Source organism: Aquibium sp. A9E412 (assembly GCF_030398335.1).
Taxonomy (GTDB): domain Bacteria; phylum Pseudomonadota; class Alphaproteobacteria; order Rhizobiales; family Rhizobiaceae; genus A9E412.
In genome coordinates this window covers 18,543-30,009 of record NZ_JAOAOP010000045.1, presented here as the reverse complement: position 1 = coordinate 30,009, position 11,467 = coordinate 18,543, and the positions used below count along the sequence as shown (strand labels likewise).

Annotated in this window: 11 protein-coding genes and 1 tRNA gene; 4 read left to right on the top strand and 8 right to left on the bottom strand. The window is 71.8% G+C overall.

The genetic code is table 11. The annotated features are described in order from the left end of the window. The first annotated feature begins 96 nt into the window (after positions 1-96). The gene (locus N1F89_RS14945; RefSeq protein WP_290084998.1) at positions 97-483 is read left to right on the top strand and encodes a MerR family DNA-binding transcriptional regulator; all 387 of its coding nucleotides are present in this window, start codon (positions 97-99) and stop codon (positions 481-483) included. Positions 484-570: 87 nt separating this feature from the next. Here N1F89_RS14945 and N1F89_RS14940 read toward each other — a convergent pair whose 3' ends face one another. Together N1F89_RS14940 and N1F89_RS14935 are read right to left on the bottom strand one after the other, a co-directional pair. After that, positions 571-1,047: an isoprenylcysteine carboxylmethyltransferase family protein gene (locus N1F89_RS14940; protein WP_290084997.1), complete on the bottom strand. Its 477-nt coding sequence runs from the start codon at positions 1,045-1,047 to the stop codon at positions 571-573. Beyond that, the gene (locus tag N1F89_RS14935) at positions 1,040-2,029 is read right to left on the bottom strand and encodes a DUF1624 domain-containing protein (protein ID WP_290084996.1); all 990 of its coding nucleotides are present in this window, start codon (positions 2,027-2,029) and stop codon (positions 1,040-1,042) included. The genes N1F89_RS14940 and N1F89_RS14935 overlap by 8 nt, the downstream gene beginning before the upstream one ends. A gap of 89 nt (positions 2,030-2,118) precedes the next feature. Between N1F89_RS14935 and N1F89_RS14930 the strand changes: the two genes are divergently transcribed. Then, a complete protein-coding gene (locus N1F89_RS14930; RefSeq protein WP_290084995.1) occupies positions 2,119-2,949 on the top strand; it encodes an aldo/keto reductase in 831 nt (276 codons plus the stop codon). Positions 2,950-3,017: 68 nt separating this feature from the next. Here N1F89_RS14930 and N1F89_RS14925 read toward each other — a convergent pair. The 3 genes from N1F89_RS14925 to N1F89_RS14915 all read right to left on the bottom strand — a co-directional run bounded on the left by N1F89_RS14925 (position 3,018) and on the right by N1F89_RS14915 (position 4,338). Beyond that, positions 3,018-3,102, bottom strand: a tRNA-Leu gene (locus N1F89_RS14925). A 142-nt stretch (positions 3,103-3,244) separates the two neighbouring features. Beyond that, positions 3,245-4,090, bottom strand: coding sequence for a fumarylacetoacetate hydrolase family protein (locus tag N1F89_RS14920; protein WP_290084994.1), 846 nt, complete (start codon positions 4,088-4,090; stop codon positions 3,245-3,247). Continuing rightward, the gene (locus N1F89_RS14915; RefSeq protein WP_290084993.1) at positions 4,090-4,338 is read right to left on the bottom strand and encodes a ParB N-terminal domain-containing protein; all 249 of its coding nucleotides are present in this window, start codon (positions 4,336-4,338) and stop codon (positions 4,090-4,092) included. The genes N1F89_RS14920 and N1F89_RS14915 overlap by 1 nt, the downstream gene beginning before the upstream one ends. A 142-nt stretch (positions 4,339-4,480) precedes the next feature. On the opposite strand from N1F89_RS14915, the gene lipB reads away from it, so the two are divergent. Then, positions 4,481-5,221 (top strand): lipoyl(octanoyl) transferase LipB, encoded by a 741-nt coding sequence (lipB, locus tag N1F89_RS14910; protein ID WP_290084992.1) that lies wholly within the window; start codon positions 4,481-4,483, stop codon positions 5,219-5,221. Between the two features lies 1 nt (position 5,222). Continuing rightward, entirely contained in the window at positions 5,223-7,001 is a 1,779-nt protein-coding gene (ggt, locus tag N1F89_RS14905) for a gamma-glutamyltransferase (RefSeq protein WP_290084991.1), read from the top strand. Between the two features lie 853 nt (positions 7,002-7,854). Here the strand turns inward: ggt and N1F89_RS14900 are convergent. Genes N1F89_RS14900 through proS form a run of 3 tightly spaced genes read right to left on the bottom strand, consistent with a single transcriptional unit; the run spans position 7,855 to position 11,158 of the window. Beyond that, entirely contained in the window at positions 7,855-8,541 is a 687-nt protein-coding gene (locus tag N1F89_RS14900; protein ID WP_290084990.1) for an ABC transporter ATP-binding protein, read from the bottom strand. Continuing rightward, entirely contained in the window at positions 8,541-9,833 is a 1,293-nt protein-coding gene (locus N1F89_RS14895) for a lipoprotein-releasing ABC transporter permease subunit (protein ID WP_290084989.1), read from the bottom strand. Before N1F89_RS14895 ends, N1F89_RS14900 begins: the two co-directional genes overlap by 1 nt. After that, positions 9,830-11,158: a proline--tRNA ligase gene (gene proS, locus N1F89_RS14890; RefSeq protein ID WP_290084988.1), complete on the bottom strand. Its 1,329-nt coding sequence runs from the start codon at positions 11,156-11,158 to the stop codon at positions 9,830-9,832. The genes N1F89_RS14895 and proS overlap by 4 nt, the downstream gene beginning before the upstream one ends. Positions 11,159-11,467 lie beyond the last annotated feature (309 nt).

Genomic DNA, 11,467 nt, shown 5'->3' with positions numbered 1-11,467 from the left:
GCTCCGCCCCGCCCGCCGCGCGGCGCGCGCAATTGACTTTTACGTAAACGCCGTGCGAAGCTTCCGCGACGGAATCGGGAAGGTTTGTGCCCTTTCATGCGGGAATTCTATTCGATCACGGAGCTGACCCGCGAGTTCGACATCTCGACGCGGACCCTGCGCTTCTACGAGGACGAAGGCCTGGTGCACCCCATGCGGCGCGGCCGCACGCGGCTCTTCCGGCCGTCGGACCGCCATCTGGTGCGCCAGATCCTGCGCGGCCGGCGGCTCGGCTTCTCGATCGCGGAAATCCGCGAGATCATCCAGATGTACAAGACGCCGCCCGGCGAGGTCGGCCAGCTCAAGCTGATGATCCAGCGCATCGAGGAGAAGCGCGAGGAGCTGCGCCAGAAGCGGCGCGACCTGGAAGAGACGATCGACGAGCTCGACCAGGCCGAGGAATCCTGCGTGGAGCGGCTGGCTGAGCTCGGCGTCAACACCTGAGCGGCGCGCGGCGGCCGCGCCGGGTCCGGCCGTCTTGCCTCTCCCCCGCCTCGCCCGCGCGCCGTCTCGCGCGCCGGCCGGCGCGGATCACAGCCAGCGCCGCACCTTCTTGCGGTAGTCGCGGTACTTGCGGCCGAAGCGCAGCTCGAGGTGCTTCTCCTCCGGCTCGATGGCGAGCTTCTGGGTGGCGAAAGCGGCGGCCAGCCCGAGCACGAAGAACCAGACGAAGCCGCTGACGAGCCCGAGCCCGAACATCAGCATGGTGTTGGCCAGATAGATCGGGTTGCGGGTGAACGCGTAGGGGCCGCCGGTCACCAGATGATCGCTGCCGCGCGTCGGCCAGATCGTCGTCTTCGCCCGGCGCAGCGTGCGCATCGCCGACAGGTCGATCGCCACCACCGCGGCGATCATCAGCCAGCCGATGGCGAACAGCAGGTCCGACATCGGCGGCACGAACCACGGCAGCGGCACGGTGTAGCCGAGCAGCACGCTCAGCGCGATGGCCGACAGATAGAGCACCGGCGGCCAGGGAAAGCCGCTCGGCCGGTCCTTGCGCTCACTCATCGCGTCCTCCGTCGCGGTTGCCGCCGAACTCGACCTCGGCGGTGCACTGGTTGGCGATCTCCCTGATGCGCCGGCTGGAGGCGGCGCCGCCGCCGCCCGACAAGAGCGTCTCCAGCCGGCCCTCCGCGTCGACGACGTCGAGCACGCAGGCACAGTAGGCGGTGCAGAAGGCGGCCTCGCGCGTGCGTTCGCACTGCGCCTGGCACGACAGCATGAAGGCGGTCTCCGGCGGCCGCTCCGCGGCCGGCCAGACCTGCGCGAACAGCCACACGCCGGCGATCAGCACCGGCTGGTGCAGCAGGTAGAAGGTCAGGCTGTGGCGGCCGAAGAAGCGGAACGGCACCGCCCAGGCCGAGAAGCGCCAGGCGCCGAGCCGCTCCATCAGCCGCGCGCGCAGCGCCAGCCGGGTCGCCGCGATGCCCGCCAGGACGGCGGCGAACCAGGGAAACAGCGGCACGTAGTCGTTGGCCGTCGGCGGGTGGACCGACAGGCCGACCCACCACAGCCAGGGCTGATCGAAGATCGCGGCGCGCCAGACATTGGGCAGCACGGCGACGACGACGGCCGCCGCGAGCACCAGCGCCACCGGCAGGCGCAGGAAGGCGAGGCCGACGAGGCTCGCCACGGCGATGTGGTGCAGGATGCCGAAGAAGATGAAGCCGCCCGGCATGACGAGCCAGGTGGCGAGCGTGATCGCGCCGGCCGCCGCCGCGACCACCGCCAGCCGCCGGGCGAAGGCGCGCCAGCGGATGCCCCGGCCATGCGCCAGGACCAGGCTGACGCCGACCAGGAACAGGAAGGACGAGGCGATCGAGCGGGCGAACAGGCGCCAGCCGCCGGTCACCGTGGTGCCGGGGTCCATGTAGCCGAAGAACTCGAAGTCCCAGCCGAGATGGTAGACGGCCATCGCCACCAGCGCGAGGCCGCGGGCGAGATCGATGGCCTCGAAGCGGGAGGGTTTGTCGACGAGCGCGCGCTGCATTAGGTGTGTGTCCCGGAAAACGCGGCGCGACGCAAGCCGGCCGCGCGATTCGGCCGCAGCCGGCGCGCCGCGTCACGAGAGGAGAAGCGATGCATCACGTCGAGGCGAACGGCGCGTCGATCCCGGCCATCGGCATGGGCACCTGGACGCTGACCGGAGCGCAGTGCAGCACGCTGGTGGCGCGCGCCATCGAGGCCGGCTACCGCCACGTCGACACCGCCGCGATGTACGACAACGAGACCGCGGTGGGCGAAGGCCTGCGCGCGGCCGGCGTGGCGCGCGAATCGCTGTTCGTCACCACCAAGGTGTGGTGGACGGACCTGGCGGCGCGGGCGCTGCGCGAATCGGCCGAGGCGAGCCTGGCGCGGCTCGGCCTGGAGGCGGTCGACCTGCTGCTCGTGCACTGGCCCAACCCGGCCGTGCCGCTCGAAGAGACGATCGGCGCGCTCAACGCCGTGCGCGAGGCGGGGCTCGCCCGGCACATCGGCGTGTCGAACTTCCCGACCGCGCTGCTTGCCGAGGCGCTCCGCCTGTCGCCGGCGCCGCTGGTCGCCAACCAGGTGGAGTATCACCCCTATCTCGACCAGACGGCGGTCCATTCGGCCTGCCGCGCGGCCGGCATGGCGATGATCGCCTACTGCCCGCTGCACCGCGGCGGGCCGCTGTTCGACGAGCCGGCGGTGCGCGAGGCTGCCGCGCGGCACGGCCGCAGCCCGGCGCAGATCGTGCTGCGCTGGCACGTGCAGCAGGACGGCGTGGTGGCGATTCCGCGCACCACCAGGGCGGAGCGACTGGCCGAAAACCTCGCCGTGTCCGATTTCGCGCTGTCGCAGGCGGAGATGGCGGCGATCGGCGGGCTGTCGCGCGCGGCCGACCGGCTGTGCGACTACGCCTTCTCGCCGCGGTGGGACGCGGCCTGAGGACCGGACGGGCCGCCGCCCGAAAAAATCCGGGCGATTCACGCGCTTGCGGTGATTGTCTGAGAAAATGGTGCGGTCGAGAAGACTCGAACTTCCACGGGTTGCCCCACAGCGACCTCAACGCTGCGCGTCTACCAATTCCGCCACGACCGCACGTCGGCGAAGATCCGGCTCGCCGGACCGGGGCGCATGTAGCAAATCGCCCCCGGCAAGACAAGGCTCATGCGGCGAATTCCGGCGACGCGGCGACCGGCGCGGCAGCCGGCGGCGCGACCGGCGGCGCGCCGGTCCGCCGTCACGCGAGCCGCACGCCGATCGGCGCCAGCGGCAGGCCGTCTGCGCGCACCGTCCAGGTCTCGCCCGGCGCCACGGGAAAGGCGGGCGTCAGCGTGCCGGTGCTGATCAGATCGCCCGCCTCCAGGCCGCGCGCGAAGGGCGCGGGATCGAACCCGGCGACGAGATGGGCGAGCGCGGCGAGCGGCCCGCCCAGCACGTTTTCCGCGCGACCCTCGGCGACGGTCTCGCCGTCGCGCGCCAGGCCGACCGTGAAGCGTGTCAGCCGGTCGCGCCAGGCGCCGGCCGGGCCCTCGGCGAGCGGCAGCAGGTGGCCCGGCGCGAGCCGGCCGTGCAGGGCGAAGGCGGCGGCGGTGTCGGCGGCGGCGAAGCGCCAGCCGGGAAACACCGACTGCACGACCTCGAAACCGAGCGCCACGGCGTCGACGCAGGCCAGCAGCGCCGCCTCGTCCATGCCGGGCGCCGGCGTGCGCGCCAGGCGCAGCACCAGCTCCGGCTCGATGCGCGGCTCCGGCATGAGACCGAGCGGCAGCTCGGCCGGCGCCGCGGGGCTGCCGGCGGCGACCAGCGTGCTGTCGTAGACCGGACCCCAGATCGGCGCGTCGACGCCGTATTCCGGCCAGATCAGACGGTTGGTGAAGCCGATCTTCCAGCCCACCACCGTCTCGCCATGGGCGGCGCGGCGGGCGAGGATGCGGCCTTGCACGGCATAGGCCTCGGCCATGCTGAGCGCCGGGCGCTCGGCCGTCAGCGGCGGCACCTGGCGGCCGGCCTCCAGCGCGTCGAGCAGCAGGCCGGCGAGCGCCTCGACCGCGGCGGCATCGGCCGCTGCACCGCGCCGCGCCATCAGTGCGGCCGGTCCGGCACGAGATGGGCGGCGATCTCGCGCTCGCCGAGCCACTTCGTCGCCTCGAGCCGGTGCAGCCCCTCGACGAGCACGTAGCCGGTTTCGTCGCGGCGCACCTCGATCGGGCTCTTCATGCCGTTCTTCAGAATGTCCTCGGCCAGCCAGCGCACCGTTGCGGGATGCAGCGTGTCGCGCCGGCCGGCCGGCACCTGGATGGAATCGACGGGAACCTTGTGAACCTGCAGCATGGCTCCTCCGCAGACGGCGGCGCATGCTAGCGCATCGACCCGCAAACCGAAAACCGGTTTTCGGCACGCTGCGGTGCGGGCCGGACCGGTTTCCCCGGCCGACGATCGGCAGTAGAGTGACCGCCGCAACGACGGGACCGCCATGAGCCAGCGCAGCCAGATCCGCACCCCCTTCACCCCGCGCACGCCCGGCCCGCCGGTCGTCTGGCGCACGGCGCCGGGGCTGACCGACTATCGGCAGGCGCTGGCGCGCATGGAGCGGCTGGCCGCGGCGATCCGCGCCGGCGAGGCGGACGAGGAGGTGTGGCTGGTCGAGCACCCGCCGCTCTACACCGCCGGCACCAGCGCGACGCCGCAGGACCTGCTGCAGGCCGACCGCTTTCCCGTCTACGCGGCCGGCCGCGGCGGCGAGTACACCTATCACGGCCCCGGCCAGCGGGTCGCCTATGTGATGCTCGACCTCAAGCGGCGGCGCGAGGACGTGCGCGCCTTCGTCGCGGCGCTGGAGGACTGGATCATCGACGCGCTGGCGCGCTTCAACGTGCGCGGCGAGCGGCGCGACGACCGCGTCGGCGTGTGGGTGGTGCGGCCCGACCGGCCGGCGCTGGCCGACGGGCGGCCGGCGGAGGACAAGATCGCGGCGATCGGCATCCGCCTGCGCCGCTGGGTCAGCTTTCACGGCATCGCCATCAACGTCGAGCCGGACCTGTCGCACTTTTCCGGCATCGTGCCGTGCGGCATCAGCGGGCACGGCGTCACCAGCCTGGTCGATCTCGGGCTGCCGGTCACCATGGCCGACATGGACGTGGCGCTGAAGGGCGCCTTCGAGACCGTGTTCGGCCCCGTCGCGCCGGCTTCACCGGCGCTTGCGGAGACGGCCTGAGATGGCCGGGCACACGACACTGGCGCGGCAGGTGCGGCGCGGGCTTGCCGGGCTCGCCGCGCTGGCGCTGACCGTCGCGCCGCTCGCCGCGCAGCAGGCGGCCGACACGGTGGCGCCCGAGGCGGCGGTCGACAGCACCGACAAGGCCGCCGTCAGCGCGACGCGCATGATGGTCGCGGCGGCCAACCCGCACGCCGCGGAGGCCGGGCTCGCGATCCTGCAGGCCGGCGGCTCGGCGGCCGACGCGCTGGTCGCCGTGCAGGCCGTGCTCGGCCTGGTCGAGCCGCAGTCGTCGGGCATCGGCGGCGGCGCCTTCCTCGTGTGGTACGACGCCGAAAGCGGCAGCCTGACGACCTATGACGGGCGCGAGACGGCGCCGGCGGCGGCCGACGGGACGCTGTTCCTCGACGCCGACGGCGAACCGCTCGCCTTCTTCGACGCCGTCGTCGGCGGCCGCTCGGTCGGCGTGCCGGGCGTCGTGGCGCTGATGGACATGGTGCACGACCGGCACGGCCGGCTCGCCTGGGCCGAGCTCTTCGCGCTGGCGATCGGGCTCGCCGAGACCGGCTTCGCGGTGTCGCCGCGGCTCAACGCGCTGATCGCCGGCGACCGCGAGCGGCTGGCCGGCCAGGCCGCGACGCGCGCCTACTTCCTCGATGCGGCCGGCGCGCCGCTCGCCGTCGGCGCGACGCTGACGAACCCGGCCTATGCCGAGACGCTGCGCCGCATCGCGGACGGCGGCGCGGAGGCCTTCTACGACGGGCCGATCGCCCAGGCGATCGTCGCGGCGGTGCGCGGGCACGCCGACAATCCCGGGCTCCTCAGCCTCGAGGACTTCCGCGCCTACGCGGCGAAGGAGCGGCCGGCGGTCTGCGCGCCCTATCGCGGCCTGTCGGTCTGCGGCATGGGGCCGCCCTCCTCCGGCGCGCTGACGGTCGGCCAGATCCTCGGCATGGTCTCGCATTTCGACCTCGCCGGCCTCGGCCCCGACGACCCGCAGGCCTGGCGGATCATCGGCGACGCCACCCGCCTCGCCTTCGCCGACCGCGGCCGCTACATGGCCGACAGCGACTTCGTGCGGCTGCCCGAGGGCCTGCTCGACGCCGACTACCTGGAAAGCCGGGCGGCGCTGATCCGCCGGCCGGACGCGCTCGGCGAAGACCAGGTGACGGCCGGCGAACCGCCCTGGGAGAAGGCCGAGCTGCGGCTCGACGGCCTGTCGTTCGAACAGCGGTCGACCTCGCATTTCGTCATCGTCGACGCGGCCGGCAACGTCGCCTCGATGACCTCGTCGATCGAGAACGCCTTCGGCGCGCGTCTGATGGTCGAGGGCTTCCTGCTCAACAACCAGCTCACCGACTTCGCCTTCCGGCCGCGCGACGGCGACGCGGCGGTGGCCAACCGGGTGGAGCCCGGCAAGCGGCCGCGCTCGTCGATGGCGCCGACCATCGTGCTCGAGGACGGCCGGCCGCTGCACGCGCTCGGCTCGCCCGGCGGCAGCAACATCATTCCCTATGTCGCCAAGACGCTGATCGCGCTGATCGACTGGGAGATGGACATGCAGCAGGCGATCGACCTGCCGCATCTGAGCAACCGTTTCGGCACCTACGAGATCGAGGCCGGCACGCCGGCCGCGGCCCTGGCGCCCGAGCTGCAGGCGCTCGGCTTTCCCGTGCTGCTGCGCGACCTCAACTCCGGCCTGCACGGCATCACCGTGACGGCCGACGGCCTGACGGGCGGCGCCGACCCGCGGCGCGAGGGCGTCGTGCGCGGCGAGTAGCGTCGCGCCGCCGACGCGGGTGGTCGGCGGCGGCCGATGCCGGCGCTGCCCTCGTCCGCGCCTTCGGCGCACGATCTCCCCGCCAGCGGGGAGATGGCGGCGGCGACCCGGCCGCGTCATCGCGGCGGCCGGCAAGGCCGGATCATCGGGCAGCACGGTGCAGCGAACACGGCGCGGCCCTCGCCCCGGCGCGAGCCGGGACCGCCGCGGCCTCCGGCGGCAGCCCGCCACCACCCGACCGATCCCGTCTCTCCCGCGCCGGCGCGCACCCGGCGCCTATATCGACGCGCCGCGCCGCGCCGCGCGCACGGGTCAGACCGCGCCGATCAGAACCGCGGCGGCGACGATGAAGGAGCTGACGGCGACGAGCGAGGCGACGTCCTGGACGAAATTGGTCATATCATCCTCCTGATCTCTTTATGGACCTTTTATGTTCTATTTTTGTTCGTTGGTCAAGCCGACACCTGACGCAAGGTTAAGCGCGCGTTAAGGCGGCCGGGCGGCGCCATGACGCGGCGTCGGGCCATGTCGGGGAAGATGTCCGTCGGGGCGTCGGGGGACGCGTGCCGGCACGCCGCGTCCGGCCGCGCCGGCGCCTCGGCGCCTCGGCGGCCGGCGGGCGGCCCGGCTCAGCGCAGGCCGCGCGGCCGCAGGCGAGCGCTGGCGGCGGTGCCGCGCGCGGCTGCGCTCGGCACATGGCGATCCGGACATGCGCGGACCCGGCGGCGCGCGCCTGCAGCCGTTCTGCCTATCGTGGCATCGCAGATCGGCCCTGACCTATTGTCTTGACGCGTTTGCGGATGGCGAACCGGCGTCCACTTCGCCTGAAAACGCTATCGGCCGCCGCGGCCGCTCATTCGGGCAGCGGAACCACCTTGCCGGCGTCGAGCGTCACGCGCCGGTCCATGCGCCCGGCCAGCTCGTGGTTGTGCGTGGCGATCAGCGCGGCGAGGCCCGACTGGCGCACCAGCGCCTCGAGCGCGTCGAACACGTAGGACGCGGTGGCCGGATCGAGATTGCCGGTCGGTTCGTCCGCCAGAAGCACCATCGGCGCGTTGGCCACCGCACGCGCGATCGCCACGCGCTGCTGCTCGCCGCCCGACAGCTCCGGCGGCCGGTGCTCGGCGCGATCGCCGATCTTCATGTAGCCGAGAAGCTGGGCGGCGCGCGCGCGCGCCTCCTCGACCGGCAGACCGGCGATCATCTGCGGCATCATCACGTTCTCGAGCGCGGAGAACTCCGGCAGCAGGTGGTGGAACTGGTAGACGAAGCCGATCTCGTTGCGCCGGATGGCGGTGCGCCGGTCGTCGGACAGCCGGCCGCAGGCCTGGCCGGCGACGATCACGTCGCCGGCGTCGGGCCGCTCGAGCAGGCCGGCGATCTGCAAGAGCGTCGACTTGCCGGCGCCCGACGGCGCCACCAGCGCCACCATCTCGCCCGACGACAGTGTGAAGTCGGTGCCGCTCAGAATGGTGAGCTTGCGGTCGCCCTGCAGGTAATGCCGTTCGACGCTGCGCAGCTCCAGGACGGCGCCGCCCATCACTCGTACCTCAGCGCTTCGACCGGATCGAGCTTCGAGGCGCGCCAGGCCGGCAGGAGCGTGGCGAAGAACGACAGCACCAGCGCCATCACGATCACCGACAGGGTTTCGGAAAAGTCCATCTTGGCGGGAAGCTGCGACAGGAAATAGAGCTCGGGGTCGAACAGCGTCGTGCCCGACAGCCAGGAGAAGAACTGGCGGATCGATTCGACGTTGAGGCAGATGACGACGCCGAGCACCACGCCGGCCAGCGTGCCGGCCACGCCGATCGCCGAGCCGGTCATCAGGAAGATGCGCATCACCGCGCCGCTGGTCGCGCCCATGGTGCGCAGGATGGCGATGTCGTGCCCCTTGTCCTTCACCAGCATGACCAGGCCCGAGATGATGTTGAGCGCGGCGACGAGCACGATCATCGTCAGGATCATGAACATGACGTTGCGCTCGACCTGCAGGGCGGAGAAGAAGGTCTGGTTGCGCTGGCGCCAGTCGGTGATGAAGATCGGCCGCCGCGCCGCCTCCTCGATCGCCGGGCGCAGCGCGTCGACGGCGTCGGGATCGCTGACGAACAGCTCGATGGTGCGCGCCAGCCCTTCCGAGTTGAAGAAGAGCTGCGCCTCCGACAGCGGCATGAAGATGATTGCCGCGTCGTATTCCGACATGCCGACCTCGAAGATCGCGGTCACCGGATAGGCCTTGCGCCGCGGCGTCGTGCCGAACGGCGTGACGTCGCCCTCCGGCGCGATCAGCGTGACGGCGTCGCCGAGCGCCAGGCCGAGATTCTGCGCCATGCGCGAGCCGATCGCCACGCCGTCCCCGGCGGCGAAGCCGACCAGCGAGCCGTCGCGCACATTGTCGGAGACGAGGTCGAGCGCGGACAGGTCGTCCGGCCGGATGCCGCGCACCAGCGCGCCGGTGCCCGCGCCGATGCGGCCGGAGGCGAACACCTGGCCCTCGAGCAGCGGAATGGCGAGCTCCACCCCGTCGACCTCGGCGAGCCGGGCGGCGACGCTCTCGTAGTCGCCGAGCGGCATGTCGACCGGCTGCACGATCAGATGGCCGTTGACGCCGAGGATGCGGGTGAGCAGCTCGTCGCGGAAGCCGTTCATCACCGCCATCACGACGATCAGCGTGGCGACGCCGAGCATGATGCCGACGAAGGAGATCAGCGAGATGACGGAGATCACCGTCTCCTTGCGGCGCGAGCGCAGATAGCGCCAGGCGACCAGCCGCTCGAAGCGCGAGAACGGCCCCGCCCCCGCGCTGCTCGGTGCGGGCTGGCTCGCCGCCGTCATGGCCGGGCGCCGAGCCGCGCGACGGCCGCCTCCGGCGACAGGCTCTCGCGGGCGCCGGTGGCGCGGTCCTTGAGCTCCACCTCGCCGGCCGCCACGCCGCGCGGGCCGACGATCACCTGGAACGGCAGGCCGATCAGGTCGGCGGTGGCGAACTTGCCGCCGGCGCGCTGGTCGGTGTCGTCGTAGAGAACGTCGAGCCCGGCCGCGCGCAGCCGGTCGTAAAGGTCCGCGCAGACGCGATCGCAGGCCGCGTCGCCCACCTTCATGTTGACCAGCGCGACGTCGAAGGGCGCGATCGCCGCCGGCCACACGATGCCGGCCTCGTCGTGGCTCGCCTCGATGATGGCGGCCACCAGCCGCGTCGGGCCGATGCCGTAGGAGCCCATCGAGACGAAGTGCTCCTTGCCGTCGGGGCCCTGCACGGCAGCGCCCATCGGCTCGGAATACTTGGTGCCGAAGTGGAAGATGTGGCCGACCTCGATGCCGCGCGCCGACAGCCGGTCGGCCTCGGCCAGCGCGTTCCACGCCGCCTCGTCGTGCATGTCGTCGGTCGCCGCGTAGGGCTCGGTCCAGGTGTCGACGACGCCGGCGATCGCCGCGTCGTCGGAAAAGTCGATGTCGGCGCCGGGCACCGGCAGGTCGAGGAAGCGGCGGTGGCAGAACACCTCGCTCTCGCCGGTCGAGGCCAGGATGATGAACTCGTGGCTGAGATTGCCGCCGATCGGGCCGGTCTCCGCGCGCATCGGGATCGCCTGCAGGCCCATGCGCGCGAAGGTGCGCAGATAGGCGACGAACATGCGGTTGTAGGCCGCCTTGGCGCCCTCGTAGTCGAGGTCGAAGGAGTAGGCGTCCTTCATCAGGAACTCCCTGCTGCGCATCACCCCGAAGCGCGGCCGCACCTCGTCGCGGAACTTCCACTGGATGTGGTAGAGGTTGAGCGGCAGATCCTTGTACGACTTGACGTAGCCGCGGAAGATGTCGGTGACCATCTCCTCGTTGGTCGGGCCGTAGAGCATCGCGCGGTCCTGCCGGTCGCGGATGCGCAGCATCTCGCGGCCGTAGTCGTTGTAGCGGCCGCTCTCGATCCACAGGTCGGCCGACTGGATGGTCGGCATGATGATCTCCTGCCCGCCGGCGCGGTCCTGCTCCTCGCGGATGATGCGGTTGACCTTGTCAAGCACGCGCTTGCCGAGCGGCAGCCAGGAGAAGCTGCCGGCGCCCTGCTGGCGGATCATGCCGGCGCGCAGCATCAGCCGGTGCGAGACGATCTCGGCCTCGCGGGGGTTCTCTTTCAGGATGGGCAGGAAGTAGTGCGACAGTCGCATGCAAGGGATCCGTCAAGGAGGAACGCGCGGGCGGAATCGCGGCGCGGCAGGCTCGGATTGCACGCGCTTCATAGCCATTTCGTGGCAGCTTGCAAACCCGAGCGCCAGGCGCCGCGCGGCCCCGCCGCAGGCCGTCCTCTTCGGCCCTCGACGACTGTCCGGCGCTGCACATTCACTGTGCAGCGCACAACATCAATGCCGCTTACAGGGCAAAATTCTTCGTGACATTGCCGCGCCGCTTGGTCTAGATTGGTCGCCATAACAAGAGGGCAGAGGCCAATCTGTCCTCCTACGCGGTCAAAGTCTTGG

Bases quoted from the DNA above. Each gene is read 5' to 3' on its own strand.
- N1F89_RS14945 (WP_290084998.1), top strand. From the start codon at position 97: ATGCGGGAATTCTATTCGATCACGGAGCTGACCCGCGAGTTCGACATC.
- N1F89_RS14895 (WP_290084989.1), bottom strand. From the start codon at position 9,833: ATGACGGCGGCGAGCCAGCCCGCACCGAGCAGCGCGGGGGCGGGGCCG.
- N1F89_RS14900 (WP_290084990.1), bottom strand. From the start codon at position 8,541: ATGGGCGGCGCCGTCCTGGAGCTGCGCAGCGTCGAACGGCATTACCTG.
- proS (WP_290084988.1), bottom strand. From the start codon at position 11,158: ATGCGACTGTCGCACTACTTCCTGCCCATCCTGAAAGAGAACCCCCGC.
- N1F89_RS14920 (WP_290084994.1), bottom strand. From the start codon at position 4,090: ATGGCGCGGCGCGGTGCAGCGGCCGATGCCGCCGCGGTCGAGGCGCTC.
- N1F89_RS14915 (WP_290084993.1), bottom strand. From the start codon at position 4,338: ATGCTGCAGGTTCACAAGGTTCCCGTCGATTCCATCCAGGTGCCGGCC.
- N1F89_RS14940 (WP_290084997.1), bottom strand. From the start codon at position 1,047: ATGAGTGAGCGCAAGGACCGGCCGAGCGGCTTTCCCTGGCCGCCGGTG.
- N1F89_RS14930 (WP_290084995.1), top strand. From the start codon at position 2,119: ATGCATCACGTCGAGGCGAACGGCGCGTCGATCCCGGCCATCGGCATG.
- ggt (WP_290084991.1), top strand. From the start codon at position 5,223: ATGGCCGGGCACACGACACTGGCGCGGCAGGTGCGGCGCGGGCTTGCC.
- lipB (WP_290084992.1), top strand. From the start codon at position 4,481: ATGAGCCAGCGCAGCCAGATCCGCACCCCCTTCACCCCGCGCACGCCC.
- N1F89_RS14935 (WP_290084996.1), bottom strand. From the start codon at position 2,029: ATGCAGCGCGCGCTCGTCGACAAACCCTCCCGCTTCGAGGCCATCGAT.